The sequence below is a fragment of the Desulfobulbus alkaliphilus genome (assembly GCF_016918545.1).
Lineage (GTDB): Bacteria > Desulfobacterota > Desulfobulbia > Desulfobulbales > Desulfobulbaceae > Desulfobulbus > Desulfobulbus alkaliphilus.
Map to the genome: position 1 here is coordinate 181443 of NZ_JAFFQC010000004.1, position 23944 is coordinate 205386.

The 23944-nt window shown below is 57.4% G+C and carries 19 protein-coding genes and 1 pseudogene; 11 read left to right on the forward strand and 9 right to left on the reverse strand.

All coding sequences use genetic code 11. From position 1 onward, the window contains the following. Positions 1 to 87 precede the first annotated feature (87 nt). From JWG43_RS03855 to JWG43_RS03895, 9 genes are all read right to left on the reverse strand, one after another. Positions 88 to 2313, reverse strand: coding sequence for a hypothetical protein (locus tag JWG43_RS03855; protein WP_205241494.1), 2226 nt, complete (start codon positions 2311 to 2313; stop codon positions 88 to 90). Between the two features lie 36 nt (positions 2314 to 2349). Further along, positions 2350 to 4149 carry an FtsX-like permease family protein gene (locus tag JWG43_RS03860; protein WP_205241495.1) on the reverse strand — a complete coding sequence of 600 codons (1800 nt, stop codon included), beginning with the start codon at positions 4147 to 4149 and terminating at the stop codon, positions 2350 to 2352. Between the two features lie 150 nt (positions 4150 to 4299). Then, positions 4300 to 5058, reverse strand: a complete 759-nt coding sequence (locus tag JWG43_RS03865) for an ABC transporter ATP-binding protein (RefSeq protein ID WP_205241496.1) — start codon at positions 5056 to 5058, stop codon at positions 4300 to 4302. 4 nt (positions 5059 to 5062) lie between these two features. Further along, a complete protein-coding gene (locus JWG43_RS03870; RefSeq protein WP_205241497.1) occupies positions 5063 to 7192 on the reverse strand; it encodes a vWA domain-containing protein in 2130 nt (709 codons plus the stop codon). A 249-nt stretch (positions 7193 to 7441) separates the two neighbouring features. Beyond that, a complete protein-coding gene (locus JWG43_RS03875; protein WP_205241498.1) occupies positions 7442 to 8566 on the reverse strand; it encodes a S41 family peptidase in 1125 nt (374 codons plus the stop codon). 252 nt (positions 8567 to 8818) lie between these two features. Beyond that, positions 8819 to 9310: a hypothetical protein gene (locus JWG43_RS03880; RefSeq protein WP_205241499.1), complete on the reverse strand. Its 492-nt coding sequence runs from the start codon at positions 9308 to 9310 to the stop codon at positions 8819 to 8821. A gap of 12 nt (positions 9311 to 9322) precedes the next feature. Next, entirely contained in the window at positions 9323 to 9994 is a 672-nt protein-coding gene (locus JWG43_RS03885; RefSeq protein ID WP_205241500.1) for a YMGG-like glycine zipper-containing protein, read from the reverse strand. A gap of 175 nt (positions 9995 to 10169) precedes the next feature. Continuing rightward, positions 10170 to 11774 (reverse strand): formylglycine-generating enzyme family protein, encoded by a 1605-nt coding sequence (locus JWG43_RS03890; protein WP_205241501.1) that lies wholly within the window; start codon positions 11772 to 11774, stop codon positions 10170 to 10172. Positions 11775 to 12026: 252 nt separating this feature from the next. Continuing rightward, positions 12027 to 12728 (reverse strand): hypothetical protein, encoded by a 702-nt coding sequence (locus tag JWG43_RS03895; protein ID WP_205241502.1) that lies wholly within the window; start codon positions 12726 to 12728, stop codon positions 12027 to 12029. A gap of 592 nt (positions 12729 to 13320) precedes the next feature. Here JWG43_RS03895 and aceE point away from each other — a divergent pair. The 11 genes and pseudogenes from aceE (at position 13321) to JWG43_RS03950 (ending at position 23439) form a co-directional block, all read left to right on the forward strand. Beyond that, positions 13321 to 15981: a pyruvate dehydrogenase (acetyl-transferring), homodimeric type gene (gene aceE, locus JWG43_RS03900; RefSeq protein WP_205241503.1), complete on the forward strand. Its 2661-nt coding sequence runs from the start codon at positions 13321 to 13323 to the stop codon at positions 15979 to 15981. A gap of 13 nt (positions 15982 to 15994) precedes the next feature. Further along, complete coding sequence (locus tag JWG43_RS03905; RefSeq protein WP_205241504.1) at positions 15995 to 17308, forward strand: 2-oxo acid dehydrogenase subunit E2; 1314 nt, start codon at positions 15995 to 15997, stop codon at positions 17306 to 17308. Positions 17309 to 17398: 90 nt separating this feature from the next. Then, complete coding sequence (gene lpdA / locus JWG43_RS03910; protein ID WP_205241505.1) at positions 17399 to 18811, forward strand: dihydrolipoyl dehydrogenase; 1413 nt, start codon at positions 17399 to 17401, stop codon at positions 18809 to 18811. Between the two features lie 244 nt (positions 18812 to 19055). Then, a complete protein-coding gene (locus JWG43_RS03915) occupies positions 19056 to 19334 on the forward strand; it encodes a type II toxin-antitoxin system RelE/ParE family toxin (protein ID WP_205241506.1) in 279 nt (92 codons plus the stop codon). 17 nt (positions 19335 to 19351) lie between these two features. Further along, positions 19352 to 19642: a HigA family addiction module antitoxin gene (locus JWG43_RS03920; protein WP_205241507.1), complete on the forward strand. Its 291-nt coding sequence runs from the start codon at positions 19352 to 19354 to the stop codon at positions 19640 to 19642. Positions 19643 to 20018: 376 nt separating this feature from the next. Continuing rightward, a complete protein-coding gene (gene pyrC / locus JWG43_RS03925) occupies positions 20019 to 21011 on the forward strand; it encodes a dihydroorotase (RefSeq protein ID WP_205241508.1) in 993 nt (330 codons plus the stop codon). Positions 21012 to 21042: 31 nt separating this feature from the next. Then, entirely contained in the window at positions 21043 to 21408 is a 366-nt protein-coding gene (locus JWG43_RS03930; protein ID WP_205241509.1) for a translation initiation factor Sui1, read from the forward strand. A 161-nt stretch (positions 21409 to 21569) separates the two neighbouring features. After that, on the forward strand, positions 21570 to 21821 hold the full coding sequence (locus tag JWG43_RS03935) for a type II toxin-antitoxin system Phd/YefM family antitoxin (RefSeq protein WP_205241510.1): 252 nt from the start codon (positions 21570 to 21572) through the stop codon (positions 21819 to 21821). Then, positions 21811 to 22091, forward strand: a pseudogene (locus tag JWG43_RS20180) (type II toxin-antitoxin system RelE family toxin). Before JWG43_RS03935 ends, JWG43_RS20180 begins: the two are co-directional and overlap by 11 nt. A gap of 705 nt (positions 22092 to 22796) precedes the next feature. Next, positions 22797 to 23060, forward strand: a complete 264-nt coding sequence (locus JWG43_RS03945; protein ID WP_205241511.1) for an antitoxin — start codon at positions 22797 to 22799, stop codon at positions 23058 to 23060. After that, on the forward strand, positions 23053 to 23439 hold the full coding sequence (locus tag JWG43_RS03950) for a type II toxin-antitoxin system VapC family toxin (protein WP_205241512.1): 387 nt from the start codon (positions 23053 to 23055) through the stop codon (positions 23437 to 23439). Before JWG43_RS03945 ends, JWG43_RS03950 begins: the two co-directional genes overlap by 8 nt. Positions 23440 to 23944: the final 505 nt, after the last annotated feature.

Here is a 23944-nt window from a genome sequence, read left to right on the forward strand (position 1 = left end):
AAAAGGGATGATGCCGGCGGGACCACGAGGGTCCCGCCGGGTGAAGCAGATGGGGGCGGTATGGGGCGGCAGATTGCCGACCTTGCCCTACTCGGGAAAAAACATCAGGGTGACATCCTTGGTATTGATGAAGACCTTGCCCTCCTGATTGATGCGGGCGTCGATTCTGTCAACGGTGGTGCCGTTGACCTCACTGCGGTCGCCAAGGGCAACCAGGGTGGTCAGCATCTGCAGCATTTCCGGATCCGCACCGAAGCTCTTGATTATTCTGGTGAGATCATCAGCATTGCTGATGAGCAGGTTCAATTCACTGGTGGAGAAAAAACTGGCATCCGTGTCCAACTCGCTCAGGAAATCGACCTCGATCCTGGAGGCCGGAAAAGCGATGAAGGAATCGATCACCGCCAGAGCCAGATTGCTTGTCATCAGGGAACCCATGGCCTGCGCCATCAAATGACCCTCAATCGCTCCCATGTCACCGTCCATGAGGGTGTCGGATTCCGGTATCAAGGCCAGGAGAGAGGGAATATTCTTCAATTCCAGATTGAACCGTGCCGCTTCAGGCATGGCCCCATCCCCCTGATCAAGCCCGGTGAGGCCGGAAAAAGCGACCTGGGTGCGGACTGTCCCACCCTCGCCGGTGCCGACGTCGAAACCACCGCCGATGGCGGCAAGATCCACTGTAACCGGTTCGGGCATGGCATTGAGGACATTGACGCCTTTCACATTGACTTCAAGGGAGCTGCCTTGGATCAGTTCCAGTATAGTCCCGGCAAACTCCATGACATGACCAGCCATGTGCATTTCAATCTCTTCGCTCGCTTCCTGTTCGGCAAGCTCCAGTGCATTGAACAAGTTGGCAAACAGATCCGGCGGGAACTGCTTCATCGCCCCTTGGCCGGCAAAGGTCAGCTGGTCCACGGCGACCGTAATGGCCTCGGAATATTCCGCATCACCCAGTTCGGCGACCTCGACTCCACTGATCAGTCCCTGGGAATCATAGACCAGCAGACCGTTTTCCTGTTCCTGTCGCATGTCCCCGGATGCCTCCATGGTGTCGAAAGCGAACAGCATATCTTCAACCCGGACCTTGACGCCCTCCACGGTGAGTGCATTGGCGTAGGTATTGACGATCTCAAGAAACTCGTCGATGGCACTGAAATATTCTTTCCATTCGGCAAGCTCTGAAGCCTCCCCCATGCCAGCCATGGCGGTGAACTTCTTGCGCAGCTCGATGTAGCGGAAAAAATCCGTCCCACTCAAGCTGTAGAGCAGCCCCATGTGGTTGATATCGCAGTCGACCGAATCCTCCAGAACAAAGGACAAACCGTTCATATGTCCCTGGTACCGCTCTTCCCAGGCCCCATCTTCATCCCTGGTCAAGGCCATTCCCAGCACCAGCTCCTCAATATCCAAACGCCCCTGCTGCTCTGAGTCCTCGATGGTCAGATTTCCCAGGTTGAAGCCAGCCCAGTCAAAAGCGAGCAGCCCGCGGTCCCATTCCCCGGAAACATTCTGGCTGCCCACGGTCAAGGTGGCCACTATGTCTGCCTGATCAAAAATGGCCACGCTTTCCGGCAGGGTCATCCGCACCATCAGCAGATCCGCGCTTTGCGGTTCGAGATGGAAGACAAGAGGGCCAAAATCCAGGCCGCTGTCGTCAACGATATACAGGATAAAGGGGTCAAGACGAATCTCGTAGCGGCCGTCAACGAAGTTGAGGGTGTAGTCGTGGTCTGTCTCCAGCATAAAACCCAGGCCTTGGGTAACATCGCTTACCTGGCTCAGGCTCCAGTCCATAAAGGCGTAGATAAGCTCCTCCTCGGGATTCATCGCCACACGTTCGCGGACCACCGCCTCCGGCACGCCCTCGGTGCTTTCCTGCTCCTGAAGGGCAATGGTGGTATCGGGCTCGATTCCAGACACCGCTGCTGCCTCAGGCTCAGGCTGAGGATCCGGTTGCGGACCGGCAACAGCGGGTCTGTCCACCGCCACCTCTTCGGCCTTCTCGACCTGTTTTTCCAGTTGCTCAATGAGTGATTCCAGCCGCTCGTTGGGGAGCAGGGCGATACTTTCACGATAGTGCTGAACCGCCCCCTGCAGATCCCCCTGCAATTGCAGCCGAGTCCCTTCCAACTGCAGCTTTCTGGCCGCGGCCGCCGCCTCTTCGATAGATTCCGCGGCCTGCAACGTCCCGAGCATCGGCAGCCCGGTTATGGCCAGGCCGACGAAGAGAGCAACAAGCACAGGGATGGCCAGTACACCCCGAAGCCAGCTGGACCATACCCTTTGTTGTCTTCCTTGTTTTTTCATGCAAATCCCTCCCTGTTTGTTTATTTTTTATAGGTATTATTCATCACGCAACGCCTCGGCTGGATCAAGGCGGGTAACCCGCAGAGCGGCAAAGGTGGCGGCAAGGGTGCTTAACGCAAAAACACCGACAACAAGAACAGCGAAATGGAACCCGGAAAGCGTGCACAAAGACTCTGTTGCCCGCAGATGCTCCCTGAACAGGTGATTGATGACACCGGCGACCAGGAGAAACACTCCCCCCGCAAGCAGCAGCCCCCCTCCTGAAAGCAGCAGTCCCTGGTAGACCGGAAACTGGATGATCTCTCGCTTGAGCAGACCCAGGAGGCGCAACATATTGAGTTCTTTCTTTTTTCTCTCCACCGAAGCATACAGACTGGCGGTGAGCGCCGAGATGCCGCCGACAACACCGACAGCGGCAATAAGCCAGAAAATCAGACTCATGTACGTATCGAGGCGGCGAACTTCGCCGATTCGTTCCCTGGCTGTGTGCACGGTTATGCCCTCTGCTTCCAGCTGTTCCTGGACCGCGGCCACCTCATCGATGGTGGTTGCATAAAGACGAAATCCTGCGTATCCCTGCCGGGAAAGCAACAGGCTGGCGCTCTGGGTATCATACCTGAGATCCCGATAGCGGAGCAGATTCAAGGTACCGGCCAGGGAAGCCGATCCATGGACAAGCCCCTCGCCCTGCCCGTTTATGATCAGGGTGACCGGCAGCGTGAGGGTGCGGTCACCGACTGCCAGCAGCAGGCTGGCCTCTCCCGGCTCAAGGCCTGCGCTTTCCGGCACCAGGATGACCTGCCCCTCCAGACTGGCGATGGCCGGCGGCACCGGGGCAACCAGGGTGGCTGCATCCGTCAATGCGGCCAGATGAGCGGAGAAGGTTTTGGTTGCCGTGGTCAGGGTCACGGGCAGCGGCTCGATCCAGGGGATCACGACCGCTCCCTTGCCCCGCAGTCGGTTGCGGACCGCCTGCAGACTCTCATCGGTCACGGCCCGGCTGAGCACGGTGACCTGATAGACTGACCATTCCGGATGCGGCGTATACCCCAACAGCTGCCCGGCCAACGGTCCCTCGATCTTGTCCACCCGACCAAATCCGGTATTGTTGATCAACATGACTTCTTCAAGTCGGGTGAGCGGCTCGGGCGTATACACCAGGGTTCCGTCAAAAACCGGATAGGCCACCGGCAACTCTCCGCTCCAGCCATAAGTGGGAACAGCTCTACCATCCTTGAAATCTTCGACAGCTTCAACAACATCCAGGGAAACGAAAGCGGTCTTGAGGCTGCTGGCCCGTTCTTCGAGAATACCGGCGACCCGCAGGGTCAGCATGCCGCTTTCTGATCGTCCCTGGATGATACGCCGGGTTTCAAAGGTAATGATCTCGCCCACGCTTGCTTCCAGGCCGCGGGCAGCCACTTCTGTGAGCACACATTCACCATCCTCTGGAACGGCAACACCGTTTTCCAGCAGCAGCGGGTCGCCATCGGCCGTGGCCATGAGGGAAAGCTGTTCACGAACACCGGCACTGGTGTTGATGGCTGTCAAGGTGGTGGATATCTGGCGGGTCATGGGCACGATGAAGGACACGCCGGGAATGCTTTCCTCCAGGTTTTCAAACCACTCCCGAGGATAGGAGCGGGTCACTATCGGCCGGATCTCCCTGTTCTTGGGATCCTCGATCAATCGGCTGCGCAGGGTCTCAATGGTGCCGAATTTGAGCCCGAAGAGGATGAGAAGAGGGGCAATGATCGACGAGATGGCCAGGACCAGGCAGATACTCAAGAGCCAGTCGTGGCGAAGATCCTTAAAAGCGAGACGCAGAATCAGCATACCCTTCTTTTTCCCGGTTTTGCTCGGTCGCTACCCCTTCCAGACTGGGCACAGCGGAACCAGGTCGCAGCCCCATACGCAACCCGTTTCTGGTTTTGGAAATGGCTGGCAGCCATGTGCTTTCGGTGCATGAGCAACATCCCCCGTTGATCACGCCGAAGTGGCCGCCAGGGCATCGGCCTTACTGAACCGGGTCGTAGCCACGGTCAGGTGGCGCGATTCCCGGACAACATCAAACCGCACTTCCCAGTCCGCAATCTCCCTCACCAGGCTCTGGTCATGGGTGACCATGACCACGGCCGCACCCATGCCGTGGGCCAGATGCTTGAGTTCATCGCGGATATCCAGGGCAGTGGGGTAATCAACGGCCGCGGTGGGCTCGTCGGCAAGAATAATGGCGGGCCGATGGATCAGGGCCCGGGCAACGGCCACCCGCTGGCGCTGGCCGCCGGACAGGTATTGCGGTTTCTTGCTCAATTGATCAGACAGGCCCAGGGTTCCAGCCAGGGTATGGACCTCCTGGGAACGCACCCGACGGCCGCTGAGTTCGGCGGTGATGAGTATGTTCTCAAACACGTTGAGAAAAGGCAGCAGGCCGCCGTTCTGGAGAACATAGCCGATATTGTTTCTCCGGATCCTGGCCGCCTCGTTTTCGGAAAGGCGCGGAATGTCATGCTCCTCCGTACCCTGGATGCCGGCCAGGCTGATGGTGAAACAGGTCCAGCTGTTCGGGTCGAGAACCAGGGCGAGCAGATCGAGCAGGGTCGATTTCCCGCAGCCCGAGGGCCCCACCACCGAGACAAAGGCCCCCTTGAACACGGTGAGTTCCGGTACCCGGAGGGTGAAGGAAACACCCCCCTTGGTCCGGATTTTTTCCACATCGCGCAGCCTGTAGACAGGTTGGTTCATTGTCTCAAGGGAGCAGCTCAAGGGTTATGGGATAGACAAACTCACTGGGATCGTCACTCTTATTGAGCTGAATCCAGCCTTCCGGGCCGTCATGAATAGTCTCATAAGCCATGATGCGGGCATCGAGATCAGCAAGAAACATATCCTGCTCATCGATGGACCAGCTGTTCCACAACTCGTCGTTCATGTCCATGATCCGGCTGGTGTAGGGCAGCCCGTCAAGAAACTCGGGAATCAGCCCGGTCTCGGCCAGAGAACCGGCCTGCCTGATCATGTCCGGATCCCGGGCAGTGGCCGCGGACGCCGCCTGCAGCGAGGAGAAGAAATCCTCACCGCTGATCTGTCCCGTGCGACCGGCCACCAGGATGGTGCGCAGGGTTTCCCGCAGGGAATCAAGCTGCTGTTTGGTGATCAGCAGCCGCACCTCGAGGGACTGAATATCCGTGGCCAGCAGGTCCTTGTCGGTCACCCAGGCCACCACGTCGCGGGGCGCCTGGGCCCTGGTCTGGGCTCCGACCCACTGTACAAAGGCTGCTTTCATGGCCGCATCGGCAAGGGCCTGGGCCGAGGGCTCGGTGGCGTCCGCTACAGGGGCGGGCGGGGTTTCGAGCAGATCGAGATTGATAGGCCTGGTCGGTGCCTGGGGCTGGAGGGCCTGGGTGGTGTCCGTAGCTGTCTCGGGGGATGCGGCCACAAGCGCCCTGTTCTTCTCCTCGGCAATTGTCTCGAGGAACCCCAGGACCGAATCGGTCAGGCTTTTGGTGATCCCTTCAAATCCGGCCAGGTCTTCCGAGGAGGTGGTGTAATAATTGGGGCCTCCTTCCACCCCCCTGTTGGTGCTCAAAGCCCGGAACTGTTCCTCGGTCAACGCGTGATAGCGAGCCGCTTCGGGATCCTTGATGTGGATGGCATGGATGGTGACGTTGCGGTCATTGGCAATGGCCCGCAGGGTTGACTGACTGTGACCGGATGCATTCCAGCGATGGCCGACCGGATGGGACGGGGCATCGCCTACCAGGATGATAAAGCGTATGGCATCCGGTGTCCAGGCGGTCTTATCAAGAGCGGAGGCAACCCCGGAGAAGACATCCTCCGGATACCCCTGGGAGCCGACAGTGGCCACATCAACGGTTTTCAAGGTATCGGCAAAAGGTCCGATCTCCTCGAGTTCGGGCGTGAAATTTTTCACCAGATACTCGATGCCTGGGATATCGAGCGAGTCCCGATAGGCCCAGTATCCAAAACGAACCGCCCGGGCAAGGTCGGTGTTGGCGGAAATGCGCGCGGAAGCCTCTTCGACTACTTTGAGCGTCTGGGTGACATAGGGCATCATGGAATTGGTGGTATCCATGACCCAGACGATATCCACGGCCAGCCTTTCCAGAGTGGCGGCATCGATCTCGCCGCTAGTGCGGACTGCACTGCTGAGGTAATCAGGGTTTGTTCTGATATCGGAACTTTCCCGGGCATCGCCTCCCTCCCCGGTCACCGCCGCCAATTTAAGGATTCTGGCCTCGCGGTTGTTCAGTTCAATGGCCTCAAACTCGAGAATCGGCAGAAGATAGAACTCCCTGCTGATATCGATGGCCCGTTTTGGCTCGATGGTGACGATGGGGAAATCTTCGGGAATGTCTCCCATGGCGATGTCAATGTATAACTGTCCCGCCTCGTCCAACCGTTCCTGGTCCGGCATGCTGGTCAGTTTTTCCAGATCTTCCTTGCGATCAAACATCAGCACCGGATACCGTCCTTCCGGATGGGTATAGGAAAGGCACATGGTCTGTTTCCATTCAAAGACATCATCCGAATGCATCCACCCGAGGACGGTGCCCCGGGTATCGACCCCAACCTCATACCAGCCCCGGGGATCGATATCACTGACAGACCCCCGGCGGTCGTAGACATAAAATGACTGAAAAGCGGGCACATGGTCCTGGATCCTGGCACTGCTGTCGTTGGGGTCCTGATAGACACTGGAAAAAGGCCGCGACAGCACCCGCAGGGGCAGGGTATCCTTACCTTCGATCTTCAGGGGCTCCCGCCCGGTCTCTGTCTGCGCCGGGACGGCAAACGAAACCAGGAGCAGGGTCAGGAGCAGCGTAAGTCCTAATCCGATTTTTCTGGGGAATGGCATGCAGTACCTCCTTGTTTGCTGTACAGAGTATGCCCTTGATCCGTGACGGCTGGGCTGCTGATTGGGTTTTATTATCGTCCTGAATCCGTGACGGCTGGACGCTTGTTGTGGATATATGTGGATATATTTTGCTTTCATCATGTTACAAGAGCAGAGGAGTCCTTGAAATAACTTGAAAACAACTTGCACCCGCCACTCACGAATCCAAGCCTGCGATAAGATGAAAAACCATTGCCACCATCGCGGTTTTCAAGGACTGCTCTGCTGGGGCAGCAATGCAAACAATTCGCTCAGTGATGCCTGCTGAGAAAAATCCATATCCGCCCATGTCTCCGGTAACACCAGATCCGGTTCCATGCCCTGATTGTGAAAGGGAAAGCCCTCCGGGGTCAGGATCTCCGCGTAGGTCACCAGCAGGGCCGACCCATCGTTCAAGGACAGAAATCGCTGGGCCAGCCCCTTGCCATAGGTTGTCCGGCCAACGGACATGGAGCTCTTATTCCCCCGCAGAGCGGCGATAAACGCTTCCGCGGCGCTGGCCGTACCCTGATCCTGGATCAGCACAATCCTGGCGGTAATCGCCCCCGGCTGCTCCGCGAGAACGGCCCGAACTTCATCACGGTAGCGCATTTTGAACAGCACCGTGCCTTGCTCCAGGAAAAGATCGGCACACTGTCGGGCCACCCGCAGGCTACCGCCCTGGTTGCCACGGAGGTCGATGACCAGGACCAAGCCGTTGTTCTCCTCGGACGCCAGGACCTTTTCCAGCTGTTCCCTGGTATTGCGGGCAAACCGGGTCACTTGAATATACTGGGCCTGCTCGAGCATAATCGAGCGAACGGAAACATAGCCCGTACTCTGCCGGCGCAGGGTCAGTACCCTGGGTATACCCTGATTGGACCTGATGGTCAGTTGGACGATGCCCCCTTCCGCCCCCCTGATCTGGGACCCGACCACAAAAACCGATTGACCGAACACCGGAGCGCCATTGACGGCGATGAGTTCATCACCACTGCGGATTCCGTTTTTTTCAGCAAGACCGCCCCGGAAGGGAAACAGATAGATCCGGCCACCCTTTTTCTCGATGTCCATCTCCACCCCGAAATAATCGGCACTGGTGGACTCCTGAAAAGCGGTGTATTCACGACTGGTGAGATAGTCGGAATAGGGATCAAGACTGCGGGCATAGGCGCGGAGAAGATCGTCGACCATGCCCCGGGTTGATTTCGGCGGATCCAGGGCATGGGTCCGAATCAGCCGCACCGCCTCGCTGAGGTGCTCCTGCTCGCTGGCCGTCAGGCCATCAGTCCCGCGGGCCGGCGCCGCGGGGAGGACGAGCAGCAAGATCAGAACGGTGACCCATGGGGTTTTCATCGTCTTGGGCCGGAGGAATGAGCATCGTCGCGTTGACATGGCACCTGAATCCGTGACGGCTGGACCCTTTTTTTTATATATCTTGCTGTACGCATATTAAATTTGCAGCTCAACCCTTGAAAAAACTTGCACCAACCGACCTGCGGGGCATTCGCTCACGGATTCAGGATGGCAGCCAGGTCTTCCTCATACAGGAGGCGTGCGTTCCGGAGCCAGCATGCAAGGCGCTTCGGCCTTTGTGGCAAACACGGCTCATAACAGCATCAGGCTGGCGGCTTCCCGTTCCAGGTCATCCCGTTTTTTTTCCAAACGCTCCAGTTCACGTTGTTTCTCCGCATCCTCCAGGCTCTCGGCAGCATCAGTGGAGGCACGGAGGGCAGCGATCTCGGCGAGCATCCGCTGGCGCTCTTTTTTCTGCGCCTCGGTTGTCGCCTGGCGGGACTGGATCTGCTGTTCCAAAGAATTCATGGAGGCGTTGAACTCCCGCACCTGCTTTTCCAGGGCAGCCTTTTCCTGAGCACGGGAGATTTTTTCAGCCTCAAGCACCGTCTGCTCCACCTCAATTGATCGGGTGGCCTGTTCTTCCTGGTCAAGGAGGTATTGCCGCTCCCGCAGCCGCTGCTCATAGGCATCGGGATTGTAGCTGAACAGCCCCCCCTGCCTGGGATCCGTGGTCTGCCCGGCACATCCGGCAAGCATCATCGGTACAACAAAGAACCAAATCAAGGCCGTGCGCGTTTGCATGGTACTCCCTCCTTACACAGCCATGGCCGCGGACATGGCAGCCAGTTCTTCCGTCTGTTTTTCCAGTTCCCTGATATGATCTTTGAGCGTTTCCAGCTGATTATCAAGGGATTGGGCATAGTCGCTCTGACCGCTGCTGCGAGCTTCAGACACCACGGCATTCTGGACCGCCAGTTCGGACCTGGCGGCGGTCAATTCCTTGTCTGCTGACCGGGCAAGGCCATCAACCACTTTCTTTTTCTCTTTGAGCTGAACATTTCTGGTTTTTGCATCCGCGTACTGGTGTTCGAGTGCCTCGGTGTCCCGACGCAGGCCATCGATCTGTTGACGCAACTCATCATTGTAACGGGCCATGGCCGCGTTGGTTCTTTGGGCCTCGGCAATACAGGCCTCGAGCCAGTCTTCTTCACTGGCATACTTCTCTTTCTGATTGGCGACGTGTTTTCCGTAGGCATACCCGCCCGCACCGCCGAGAGCAGCGCCAATGGCTGCACCGACAACGGTGGACCTGGTATCGCCGCCGAATACCTGTCCAAGCACGGCTCCGGTCACTGCCCCTATCCCGGCACCTGTCGCTGCCCCTTCACTCCTGGTCCGGTCGCCATCATCCTGGATACCGGCACAGCCGGAAACCAGGGCGAGGAACGAAATCAAGGTAATCGTCCAAACTATTTTTCGGTTCATGGGTTCTCCTTGCGGTTGCTGGTCTGATCTGACTGTATCGTTCACCGGATGCTTACAAGTGGCCATCGGCAAACTGTTACGGTTTCCAGGTTATGTGGTCCTTGAGGTGCATCCGGTGCAGAGTTGGGAATCAGCACAACATCCTGGATCCATGAGCGGACGCCCCGTCTTCTCTTCAGTGCCCATCCCACTCCAACAACTCTTTCCGCCAATTTTCATGGTCAATCCGTTTGAGGCTCATGTATGCATTGGCATGACGTTGCACCGTGGTGAGCAGATGCAACTGCTGCTCGGCCTGCCGGTCAGTAAGAAACTGCTGGTAGCGGACAAACCCATTTTCCACCGCCTCCGGCGCGACCGTGCCCAGCTGGCGGATGGATTCGGAATACGAGGTCATGGCCTGCTCGATATTCTGCCGTATTTCACTTTCACGTTCCTGATACCGGGCCACGATCTCGGTCCGCTGGGCGCTTCTGGCCGACTGCAGCAACTGTTCGAGTATCGGCAGCTTGCGCGCTTCCTTATGAAGGAAAAAGGCCTGCTCCGCGCCGATCTTGATCCAGGCATAGGCGGAATCGTTTTCCGCCTGTCTGATGGTAAACTGAATATCGTCAAGGGAGGCGGTCAGCAGGTCGATTTCCTGCTGAACAGCTTGGGAAATCTCTCCTGAACGGGCCAGTTCCTCCCGAAGCCGCTGGAGATGGACCGCAGCCTCTGTGCCACTGACCTGTGTTCTCGTGCTGGTCGGGCTGGTTGACACCGCCGCCGGCAATGACTGGGCAAGTCCCTGACGATACCCTTCCCATTCATCGCTCATGCGCCCGCTGACCTCTCGATTGGGAAAAACAAGGGACGAGAGAACAACCCGAAACCCGAGAGTCTGTTTTTTCCCGGGGCTGAGGGTGCCGCTTCTCGAGTCCAGGGCATAAAATTCCTGCTCGGTCCGCATCGCTGAGCGGAGTTGACCGCCATCACTGAGATAATGCCCGCCCTTGGCAACAAATCCCCCGCTTCGCCCCTGATAGTATTCAACCTGGTACAGGGATCTGGTCATTTCGGCCACATTGCCAAGCATGTCATGAATGCCGAGGACATTGGGCTTGAGCAGCCCTATTTGCTTGACCCTGTTATGCGATGATCTCGGGCCGGAAAACCACTCGTACTCGGCCAGGTTTCCCTCTGGGTAGGGTGTACGCCGATCAAACTGGGCCCCGTCCACCGCACTGCCTCCCCGGGCGGCGAATTCCCATTCAAATTCCGTGGGCAGTCGCAGATAGCCGGGAATGCCGCCATATTCGGGGATATCTGCCCGAGCGTTGTCAAAGAGCCATTGGTTGTATTGCTGGATAAAGGTATCGGCCTCGAACCAGGACAGGTTACGGACCGGATAGGCGCTGTCTTCGTATTCCGGTGGTGAAGACATCACCGCAAACATCTGGTCCTCGCTGACCTCGTATTTTCCAATATAGTAACACCAGTCTGCTCCAGACGAGAGCGGGGATGATTCCACCCTGAAGGCACCGCCAAGGGCGACGCCGGTGGGCAGTTCCCGGTACCCGCCGGCAGGATCACCCACCCGAAACCGTTTCCAGGCATAGAAACCACCGCCTTCACCGAAACAGACAGGCCGCAACACCATGGTTCGGCCATTGGGCATGGGCAGGACGACATCATCGGCCAGCGGTTGGGGATTATTGAGTTGCTCATCGCCGCAAAGACCTGTTCCAGTCAGGATCACTGCGAGAAACAGGATGATGGGAAGGAATATTCTCCTGCGCATGACCACCTTGCTGAATTTGTGACGGCTGAACTGTTTGGATTAATTTTGCTGCAGCCAGGTTCTACGTGCGGCACATTTTTGCCGATGCGCCATCACCAGCCGCCCTTCGGGGCGTCCGTCCGCACGCCATCTTCGTTGCCGGTCAATACACCTGCATCACACCTTTTATTGTATCGCCACGGGAAGTAATGGCAAAGGTATTTTCCTTTTTGGTGGCAAAATGCCCGTCAGTATCCATGCAGAAACAAAATATCAGCCCTTCTTTTTCTTTCGAGACGGGCAGACAACCCGGGCTATGCGCTCCACTGCCGCCTCTGTTGTCAGAGGATACTGCTTCCGGATCCATTTTTTCACACTTTTCCGGCGGAGTTTTTTCTCTGCCGCGTCAGCAGCTCCCCACAGGGCCTGCCAGCATTGCAGAGCGACATGGAGTTCCGGCGCATGCTGTTCGATGTCCCGGGCATTCTGGAGTGGAGGAGCCGGCAGAACAGGCGTTGAAGGGACCTGGCCCACCTCCTCCGGTTCGACACTCGTGGCCTCGACCTCGAGGCCATGCTGCTTTTCAAACACCAGTACATCCTGCAGATAGATAAATAGATTGGCAGGTTTGAAGCCGATCATGCTGGCATCACCCATTTCCTCGCCAACGGAATTGGTGGCGACCACGGCCTTACCCTCTGCATCCAGACAGGGCAATTCAAAAGCAATCATCATCGCCTCACCCCTTCCCTTGAGCTGAGCAAGCTCTGCCGGCAGGGGGCGAACCTCCGCCCGTGAACAAGACTGCTTCGAGATTTTGCCTTTTTTTCCCCGGGAGACAAGTTCCACATCGAAAAGTTCGATCCAGAGAGGCAGCTGGCCGGTAATAGCCAGATCAAAAATATCATCCCAATCGCATCCCCATCGCCGGCACAGCTCATCGAGGAGCAGTTTGTTGTCTTTGCGAATTGTCATATTTCACCTTGTCCTGAGGTATTGTGCAGCCCTTGTTGAGGTTGCGGGCCTTCATCAGGCCTGCATTGCAAAACAACACGATTGAACCTCGATGATTGCATATCAAAATAAATAATTATCTGTCAATCAATTGTACCAGAACCGCACCCCCGGAGTGCCCTGTGCCTGGATCCGTGAGCGTTCGTGGGCGACCAATTGCCCCGGACCAGTGTCAACCGCTCTGATGAGCGAAGTTTTCTTTTCATTCTACCCCGCTCCATGCTACGTTATGCACAGAACAGGACCTGACCCGGCAGCTTTTCCCGTCCGGCAGCGCCAACGCCTTCGCATGGGGATTTGTTTCCCTTTCCTGCTGGGTCTCTCACGGGTGAAAAGCCCCTGGATCCATGCGTCAGCCTCATTGTCCGTGACTGTTCATTAACACATACTTTATCGGACGGTTGCGGCCAATATAGATGGTGTGCGGACGTACGCCCCGCAGGCATTGGATTCCTGTTCCGAGGAGTTCAATTGCCAGCGCTACCAAAAGTCAGGGGAAATACCCGTCTCTGAATCGCCCCCCACAACCTTCACCCAGTGCAGGAGGTGCTGTATGCATGCCTATTTCAACGATCCGGACCCGGCCGAAACCAATGATTGGCTGCAGGCCTTGGAGGGTGTTATTCGCGCTGAAGGCGCGGAAAAAGCCGATTACCTCCTCCAGGTGCTCACCGATCGGGCCCGAAGCAGGGGGATGGTGACCTCGCCCGGCATTCTCAGCCCGTACAGCAACACAATCCCTCCGGGCAAGGGAGAGGTGATTCCCGCGGAGGAATCCTTCATCGCCAGAAATGTGGCGGCCTATGTGCGCTGGAATGCCATGGCCATGGTCGCCCGCGCCAACCTGGGCGACAAAGGGCTCGGCGGTCACATTGCCACCTACACCTCGATTTCCGCCATCTATGAAGTGGGCTTCAACTGGTTTTTCCGGGGACCGGAGGCGGAACACGGGGCTGATCTCGTTTACTTTCAGGGCCACAGTGCCCCGGGGGTCTATGCCCGCGCCTTTGTCGAGGGCCGCCTCAGCCGTGAACATCTGGAAAATTTCCGTCAGGAGACCGGCGGTCGGGGGCTGTCCTCCTATCCCCACCCCTGGCTGATGCCTGATTTCTGGCAGTTTCCCACCGTATCCATGGGCCTGGGCCCCATGGCCGCCATTTATCAGGCCCGGTTCATGCGCTACCTCGACAACCGTGAGCTGCAACCGATGGGCGATCGCAGGGTCTGGGTCTTCATGGGCGACGGCGAATCCGATGAACCCGAGGCGCTTGCCGCCCTGTCGCTGGCGGCCCGGGAAAACCTCGACAATCTCATTTTCGTGGTCAATTGCAATCTGCAGCGGCTCGATGGCCCGGTCCGCGGCAACGGCAAGATTATCCAGGAACTCGAGGGCAAGTTCCGCGGTGCCGGCTGGCATGTGATCAAAGTGCTCTGGGGCAGCGAGTGGGACCGGGTTCTTGAACGTGACACCCAGGGGCTGCTCCTGAAAAAATTCACCGCCATGGTGGACGGTGAACTGCAGACCATCCATGCCCGGGGACCGGCCCACCTGCGGGAGGGCATGTTTGGCGACGATCCGGCCCTGCTGCAACTGGTCGAGGATTTCAGCGACCAGGAGTTGTGGCAGATGAGCCGCGGTGGCCACGACCCTCGCAAGGTCTATGCCGCCTTTGCCGCCGCTGTCGCCCACAAGGGCCAGCCCACCGTCCTTTTGGTACAGACGGTCAAGGGATTTGGCATGGGTCAGGCCGGTGAATCCGTCAACGTGGCCCATAACGTTAAAAAAATGGATCTGGAAGCGCTCAAGGAATTCAGAGATCGGTTTCATGTGCAGCTCAAGGACGAAGAACTGGAGGCTCTGCCCTTCATTGTCCCACAGGAGGACAGCGCCGAAGCCCGCTTTGTGACCGAACGGCGAAAAGTGCTGGGCGGCCCGGTTCCTTACCGCGAGACCACCCACCTCCCTCTGGAGGTTCCGCCCCTGGACAGTTTTGCCGCCCTGCTCACCGCCTCGGGCGAACGGGAACTCTCCACCACCATGGCCTTTGTCCGCCTGCTCACCTCCCTGGTCAAGGACAAAGCCATTGGCCGCCATATTGTCCCCATCATCCCCGATGAGGCCCGAACCTTCGGCATGGAGGGCCTGTTCCGGCAGATCGGTATCTACGCCCCGGGCGGCCAGCTCTACAAGCCCCAGGACGCGGAAACCATGGCCTGGTATCGGGAAGATCCCAAGGGGCAGATCCTGGAAGAGGGGATCACCGAATCCGGAGCCATTTCCTCCTGGATGGCGGCCGGGACCGCCCATGCCAACCATGGCCTGCCCATGATTCCCTTTTATACCTTTTATTCCATGTTCGGGTTCCAGCGCATCGGTGACCAGCTGCTGGCGGCCGCGGACAGTCGGGCCCGGGGTTTTCTCATGGGGGCCACCTCCGGCCGGACCACCCTCAACGGTGAAGGCCTGCAGCACCAGGACGGCCAGGGCCTGTTTCTGGCCGCGACCATCCCCACCTGTCAAGCCTATGACCCGACCTTTGCCTATGAAGTCGCTGTCCTTATCCACCAGGGCCTGGAGCGGATGTATGGGCAGGGCGAAGACTGCTTTTACTACATCACCCTGCTCAACGAGAATTACCCCCAGCCGGCAATACCCGAGGGCGTGGAAGAGGGAATCGGCCGCGGCATGTACCTGCTCCGCCAGGGAAGCGGCAGCGGATTGCGGGTACAGCTTATGGGCAGCGGCGCCATCCTCCGGGAGGTGCTGGCCGCCGCTGACCTGCTGGCCGAACACCATGAGGTACAGGCCACCGTCTGGTCGGTGCTCGGTATCAACCAGCTCCATCGCGACGGCATGCTGGCCGAAGACTGGAACCGGCTCCACCCCGAGCAGCCCCCTCGACGTTCCTATGTGGAGGAGGTGCTGGCCGGTCACGATGGTCCGGCGGTGATCAGCACTGATTACGTGCGCGGCTATGCCGAGCAGATCCGGCGACTGATCCCCAACCCGCTCACCGTTCTCGGCACCGACGGTTTCGGTCGCAGTGACTCCCGCGCCGCCCTGCGCAACTTCTTCCGGGTGGACCGCCATCATATCGTGGTGGCCGCGCTCAAGGCTCTGGTCGATCAGGGTGACCTGCCGGCAACCGTGGTCACCGAGGCCATTGACCGCTACAGCCTGGATCCCGATGCACCCCACCCCGTCATTTGTTAGGAGGAGAGCAGCCATGGCAATGGAAAAAATAGTGGTTCCGGATTTCGGCGGTGTGCAGAAGATCACCGTGGTCGAAGTCTTTATCGCCCCTGGTGACAGGATCGAGCAGGAAGCCTCCCTTCTTTCCCTGGAAAGCGAAAAGGCGGTCATGGATATCCCCTCCCCCTTTACCGGCACCATTGCCGAGGTGCGCCTCAAGGAAGGAGATATAGTCAACAGCGGTGATCTCATTGCCCTGATCGAGGTCGCTGTCGGCGAAAAAGCCGAGGAACCACCGGAGGAGCAATCTGCTGATTCCCCGGCGGCAGACCCCGACCAACTGAAATCCGCCCAACAGAAATCAGGGCAGCAAGGGCCTCCGGCGGAGGTTAAACCCACGGTTCCGGCAACCGAGCCGGCATCGCCTTTGCAATCGGAACCAACCGCACCGGCAGACAGCCGCCTTGTCCACGCCACGCCCTCGGTGCGGGCCCTGGCGCGCGCCCTGGGGGTCGACCTGGCCAGAGTCCAGGCCACCGGCCCCAAGGGACGGATCCTCAAGGAAGATGTCCACCAACTGGTCAAGGAGGTGATGACCGCGGGGGGCGAATCCGGACTCCCCGGTCTGCCGACCATCCCCGGGGAGGATTTCAGCCTCCATGGCCCGGTGGAGGATCTCCCCCTGACCCGCCTGCAGAAACACTCGGGGCCGCACCTGCACCGTTCCTGGATCAACCTGCCCCATGTGACCCATTTCGAGGAAGCCGATATCAGCGAGCTGGACCGATTCCGCCGGGAACTGCGGGAAGAGGCCGCGGAACTACGATGGAGCCCCCTGGTTTTTGCGGTCAAGGCGGTGACAACGGCTCTCAAGGCCCATCCGCTGGTCAACAGCTCCCTTGTTCCCGGCGAGAAAATCGTGCTCAAGAAGTATTACCACATCGGTATTGCCATTGACACACCCCAGGGGCTGATCGTCCCGGTGCTCAAGGATGCCGAGCGGAAGAGTCTCAAGGAAACAGCCGGGGAACTGAGTCGACTCAGCAAGGCGGCGCGGGAGGGCAAACTGACCGTTGCCGAATTGCAGGGCGCCTCCTTCACCATCTCCAGCCTCGGCGGCATTGGCGGCACTGGGTTCACCCCCATTGTCAGTGCCCCCCAGGCAGCTATCCTCGGTCTCGGCAAGGCGGATATCAAGCCGGTCTGGGACGGGACGGCCTTTGTCCCCCGGCTGATGCTGCCCTTCGGGCTCTCTTATGACCACCGGATCATCGACGGTGCCGAGGCAGCCCGCTTCTGCCGGACCCTGCGCCTGCTGCTTGAAGATCTCAAACGATGCCTGTTGTGAGCAGGTATAGACACTGTACACGTTCACCGGGTGCAGGTACAACACCGCATGACCTGGAAACTCTAACCGTTGACCCACGGGAGGTCCACCATGGAACACCTGACCACCAGCGTTGCCGTACTCGGCGGCGGTCCCGGCGGCTACACCGCGGCTTTCCGGGCCGCTGACCTCGGCCTCTCCGTCTGCCTGATCGAACAATATGACCGGCTGGGCGGGGTCTGTCTCAATGTCGGCTGTATTCCCTCCAAAAACCTGCTCCATGGGGCGGCCCTGATCGAAGAGGCGCGCAAGGGCCGGGAACGCGGCATTGTCTTTGCCCCCCCGGAAATCGACCTGGATGCCTTCCGCAATCACAAGGAGAGTGTGGTCCGCAAGCTGACCGACGGTCTCGATGCCCTGTGCAAGGCCCGCAACATCACCCGGCTCATCGGCCGGGGGACCTTTGTCGACCGCACAACCCTGCTGGTCACGGGCCAAGACAGTGAAACCAAGGTCCGTTTCACCGATGTCATCATTGCCACCGGTTCCCACCCCATGGCCCTGCCCAATTGCCCGGATGACCCCCGCATCTGGGACTCGACCACGGCCCTGGCCCTGACCTCCATCCCCAAACGGCTGCTGATCATCGGCGGTGGCATCATCGGTATGGAAATGGCCCAGGTCTATGGCGCCCTGGGTGCGGCGGTCACCATCGTCGAGCTCCAGGAGCAGATCATTCCGCCTGCGGACCGGGACCTGGTGGAACCGCTGTTGGGAACACTGAGTAAAAACTATGCTCTTTTCACTCGCACCAGGGTGACCGCCATCACCGCCGAAACCGAGGGTATCCGCGTTGCCCTTGAAGGCGAGAAGGCCCCGGCCGACGGACTCTTTGATGCCGTGCTTGTCGCGGTGGGCCGCCGTGCCAATACCCGGGGTTTTGGCCTCGAAACTGTCGGTCTCCAACCTGATCAGCAGGGCTTCCTCACCGTCAATGCCCAGCAGCAGACGGACATTCCCCATTTTTATGCGATCGGCGATGTGGTCGGCGAGCCGATGCTGGCCCACAAAGCCAGTCATCAGGGCAAGGTGGCGGCAGAGGTCATTGCCGGCAAAAAAACCGCTTTTGCGCCCATGACCATCCCCTCAGTGGCCTACACCCACCCGGAAATTGCCTGGATGGGACTGACCGAGCGGGACGCCAAAGCACAGCACATAGCCTTTGTCAAAGGCGTCTTCCCCTGGTCCGCTAATGGACGGGCACTCTGCTCCGGTGCGGAAAAGGGGCTCAGCAAGATTCTCTTTGACAAGCAAAGCGGCCGCATCATCGGTGCCGGCATCTGCGGCCACAATGCCGGCGAGTTGATCCATGAAGCAGTGCTGGCCCTGGAGATGGGCGCCAATGCCGAAGATATCAGCAAGACCGTGCACGCCCACCCGACCCTGGCGGAAACCTTTGCCTTTGCCGCCGAAATGGTGGACGGCTCCATCACCGATCTGCTGCCACCCAAAAAAGGCGGATGACCGCCCGACGGCAATCCGCCTTTTTTGTTATGTCCGTGCCGCTTTCACCTGTAATGGATCCGTCACGTTTGACACCATACATATGGATGTTGGGGTTCGTGCCTCACCCCAAACTTGCAGCTGATTTTCCTTTATTTTTCCTGTAGGGTGGGCAAACGGCTGTATCGTTTGCCCACGCAGTCGCGAGGTTAATAGTCGCCCGAGGACGATTGACGTATCCCGTATTTGCTGTTAATTTATACGAATGATCAAGAGCTTTGGGGATAAAAAAACGCAACTTTTCTATGAAGGAAACTACGTTAAGAATTTCCAGGCCTTTGCCAGGCAAGCTGAAAAAAGGCTTCGCATTCTTGAGGCGGCGGATTCCCTCGAATCCCTGATGCGTCTGCCGAGTAACCATTGTAAGGCGTTGTCCGGACGTCGAAAAGGACAATTCAGCATCCGCATCAACGACCAGTGGCGGCTATGCTTTGAATGGCATCTTGACGGTGCCTATAACGTACAGATTATCGATTACCACTAAACAATCACGAGGGAAAAATGGCCCGTACAGCAATTCACCCCGGAGAAATCCTGGCCGACGAGCTTGCCGAGCTGAAAATGACCGCCGCGGAACTTGCACGAGAAATTGGAGTTCCGGCAAACCGAATCACCCAAATTACTGCCGGCAAAAGAGGAATATCGGCCGATACTGCTCTCAGGATAGGAAAATGGTTTGGAACCGGTCCCAAAATTTGGATGAACCTTCAGCAGATGTATGATCTCGACGTGGTCAGTCAGCAATTAACCGAGACTCTTAAAAATATCAAAACCCGTGAAACGGCATCATGAGGCTACGTTGATCGTGTCGATTTCATGATGTTCAACCGGAGCTCACGGGTGGGTTTAGCTCCGCATTCACCCGCAATCGATCCGTCACGGGTGACACGATGCATATGGATGTTGGGGTACGTGCCTTAACTCAACCTGCAGCAAATTTTCCTCTAATTTTTCCACGCAGCGTACGCGTGGGCAGGCAAAAGACGCCTGCCCACCCCTTGGACCCTACAGATCCACCGGGTTGCAAAGGGTTGGCCCTGGGCGATGTAGGAGCCCACCCCTGTGGGCGAATCAAAATGTATTGACCGGATCTTTTGTCTCAGACAAAAACCAAAAAGCATCACCGGTCACATCCCTTGCCAACAACACATACCATTCTTGAACACCGATGACCCTTACTCTCAATGCCCCCCTGGACATGCACCTCCACCTGCGCGAGGGGGACATGCTCCGCCTGGTCGCGCCCTTCAGCGCCGCTCAATTTTCCGGTGGCGTGATCATGCCCAACCTGCAGCAACCGGTGGATTCCCTGCCACGCCTGCGGGCCTATCGCGACGCAGTGGTCCAGGCCTGTGGTGTCGAGTCCTTCACTCCGTACATGACCCTGTTCTTTCGTGCCTACTCCCGCGAAGAACTGCTCGCCGTCCGGGACGAGATCATCGGCATCAAGCTCTATCCAGCCGGTATCACCACCCGCAGCGAGGCCGGAGTGAGCGATTTCGACCGGATCAACGACACCGTCGCCCTGCTGGAGGAACTCGACATCCCGCTGCTGGTCCATGGGGAAAGTCACGGCTTTGTCATGGAGCGTGAACAGGAATTCCTGGCTGTGTACCAGCGTCTGGCCGAAACCTTCCCCCGACTGCGCATGGTCATGGAGCACATCACCACCACCGAGAGCGTTGCCTTTCTCAACCAGTACCAGCAGGTGGCCGCTACTGTCACCCTGCACCACCTCATGATCACCCTGGATGATGTGGCCGGCGGTCTACTCCAGCCGGATCTGTTCTGCAAGCCCATCGCCAAGACCCCTCGCGACCGTGAAGCCCTGCGGCAAGCCGTTTTCAGCGGCCATCCCCGGCTGATGTTCGGTTCGGACTCCGCCCCGCACCCCCGCCACGCCAAGGAGTGTGTCGGCTGCGCCGCCGGGATCTTCTCCGCGCCGGTGGCCCTGCCCGCCCTGGCCGGACTCTTTGCCGAGGCCGGTTGCCTGGACCGCCTCAACGCCTTTGTCAGTGACCATGCCCGCCTTTTTTACCGTCTCCCCCCCGGGGAAACAAAAACCATCCTCGAGCCCGACCCCTGGAAGGTCCCGGAGCGCTACGGATCGGTGCGTCCCTTTCTCGCCGGGCAGACCTTATCCTGGCGACTGCAAGGGTGAACGATCTCAACACACCGCACCCATCACAACCATGAAACGCAAAAACACTACCGCAACCGCCCTTGTCTACACCACCGGTCAAGGCAGAATCTGCCCCGATTGCAACCAACCGGCCGCAGCCTGCACCTGCACAAAACGTTCAGCCCCACCCGTTGGCGACGGCATTGTGCGGGTGCGGCGGGAAACCAAAGGCCGCAAAGGGGCCGGGGTCACGGTCATCACCGGCCTGCCCCTTGATGCCGTCCAGCTCAAGGAACTGGCCGGCCACCTCAAGAAAAAATGCGGTTCCGGCGGTACGGTCAAGGAAGGCGTCATCGAAATCCAGGGTGACCACCGCGATTTGCTCGTCGCGGAACTGCAGCGCCGCAACTGGACCGTCAAACGCGCCGGCGGTTGAACGCCGGAACGCGGCCCCGAAGAACAGCGAGTCCTGCCCTTATGTGATTTGCACAACCGAGCAACTTAACGGCCTGACCCGGGATCTTGAAAACCTCTTGCCAAGACCTTTTCAGAGACCTATAATAGGTTCATAAAAAAGTTAAAAAATGAGGAATAATAATGGAATCCGTACTAACAAGATATTCAGCAAGCATATCAGAGTTAAAAAAAAATCCTTCATCGCTTATTGAGCAATCAGAAGGAGAACCAATAGCCATATTAAACCATAACAAACCAACAGCATACCTGATTCCCGCTGAAACCTATGCGCACATGATGGAACAGTTAGAAGATTATCAACTTGGTTTACTCGTCAAAGAACGCCAACATGAAAAATCTTCGGCGGTTGAGGTACGCCTTGATGAGTTATAAACTCAAGTTCCTGCCTTCTGCCTTAAGGGAGTGGAAGAAACTTGACAACGCATTGCAATCACAGTTTAAAAAAAACTGTCCGAACGATTAGTAAGGCCACATGTCCCATCTTCAAAACTCTCTGGTTTTGAAAATCACTACAAAATCAAACTTCGCGCAAGTGGCTATCGCCTTGTCTATGAAATCATTGACAAGGAACTCTTCGTGCTGGTCATTGCTCTTGGGAAAAGAGACAAAAATAGCTCTTATAAAAAGGCTAAAAAAAGATAGATCTGTTAACAAATCGTTCTAGCGGAAGTCGCGAACACGCGACTCTCCTCTGCACTACAACAAAAATCTCCTGGAACGGGCCGATGCTGAACCCTGAATCCGTGACGGCTGGACTCTTGTTTTAGATATATCTTGCTGTAATCATGTTTTAATTGGAGCGGAATCCTTGGTACTAAATTTCACCAGCCGCCCTTCGGGGCATCCGTCCGCACGCCATCTTCGTTGCCCGTAACCGTCCGATAAAGTGTACTTTAATCGAACGGCCACGAACAACGAAGCTGACGCACGGACGAACGCTCACGGATTCAGGTGAACTTTACTAAGATTGAAGGATTGCTCCTTCGCTGAATACCGAAAAGCCATTCTTCCACCACAGGAACCTTGTATCTCCAGGCACAACCGGTGGGGCCGCCGAACCCCAGCTCGGTACACAGCCTGCCAACGTAAATCCATTTGTAGCTCATGCGAAGGCAGGCAAAAAGTCCACTGATACCCAAAAGCCGTCGGAAGTGTCCTTGAGGTAGACCCGCATGTTGTTCGAGTCCTGCCCTTATGTGATTTACCCAACTTAGCAACTTGGAGGCCTGACCCCGGAGTCACCGTGACCCCGGAGTCACGGAGTCATTGACAAATTGCTACAAAAGAAGGATGATAGCCATAAATGCCAGCAGAATGAGTGTCAATAGTGACAGCAAGGAGGTGGCTATGGGATCACTTTCCATCCGCGGGGTTGACGAACATATAGCAAAATTATTGAAGGAAAACGCTGAGCAGAACCAAACCAGCGTTAATCAGGTGGTGCTTGAGGCGATCAAAAAGCATCTCGGAGTGAACAAGGAAAAGCAATTCACTCGGGAGTGGCAGGACCTCGACCAACTTTTCGGCAAATGGTCAAAAGCGGAGCACGACCGCATCCAAGGGAAAATCGACACTGAGCGGCAGATAGACCAAGAGTTGTGGGATGAATAAAATACTCATCGATACAAACATTTACTCTTCAGCTCTGCGCGGAGAAACCGAGGTGGTGGGGGTTCTCAAAAGGGTTTCTCATATCGGTATCAGCGCAGTGTCGCTCGGCGAACTTCTTTCCGGTTTCAGAGGAGGCAAGCGCGAGCGGCAAAACCGTGAAGAACTCGCCTATTTCCTCGATTCCCCACGGGTTGTCCTCTATAACATCGACCAGGATACCGCGGAGTACTATTGCGCGATTCTCAATCAATTGAAAAAACGAGGGACTCCCATTCCCACCAACGATATCTGGATAGCGGCAACCGCTTTTCAGTACGGCCTGCAACTCTACACCCTTGACGGGCACTTCACGAAAATTGAAGGATTGCTCCTGCGCTGAAGCCGAAAAAGCTATCCTCCCACTCCCCCTGGATGAAAACAGCTGCCCGCACAGTAGGGCTATAGCGGGCAGTCACGTCCGCACAAATCTGGGCCACCTGTGATCACTTGCGATAAAGGAGCGTGGCAAACCAAACAGTTACCTGAATCCGTGACGGCGGGGTTCTTGTTTTGGATATATGTTGCTGTAATCATTTTGTAATTGCATCGGAATCCTTGACAATATCTCTCACCCGCCGCCCTTCGGGGCATCCGTCCGCTCGCCATCTTCATTGCCCGTAACCGTCCGATAAAGGGTACTTTAATCGAACGGTCACGAACAACGAATCTGACGCACGGACGAAAGCTCACGGATTCAGGAGTTAGAAACCCCGTGAACACCTGAAAGTTGGCTAAAGCGTACACTATTTGGCATCTACTCCCAAGTGCTTCAAGAACAGTTTGTCTCTGGCCACTGATTCGGTGGACCATCGATAGCTGCCCATGGCAGTTTGTACCTTGGTGGT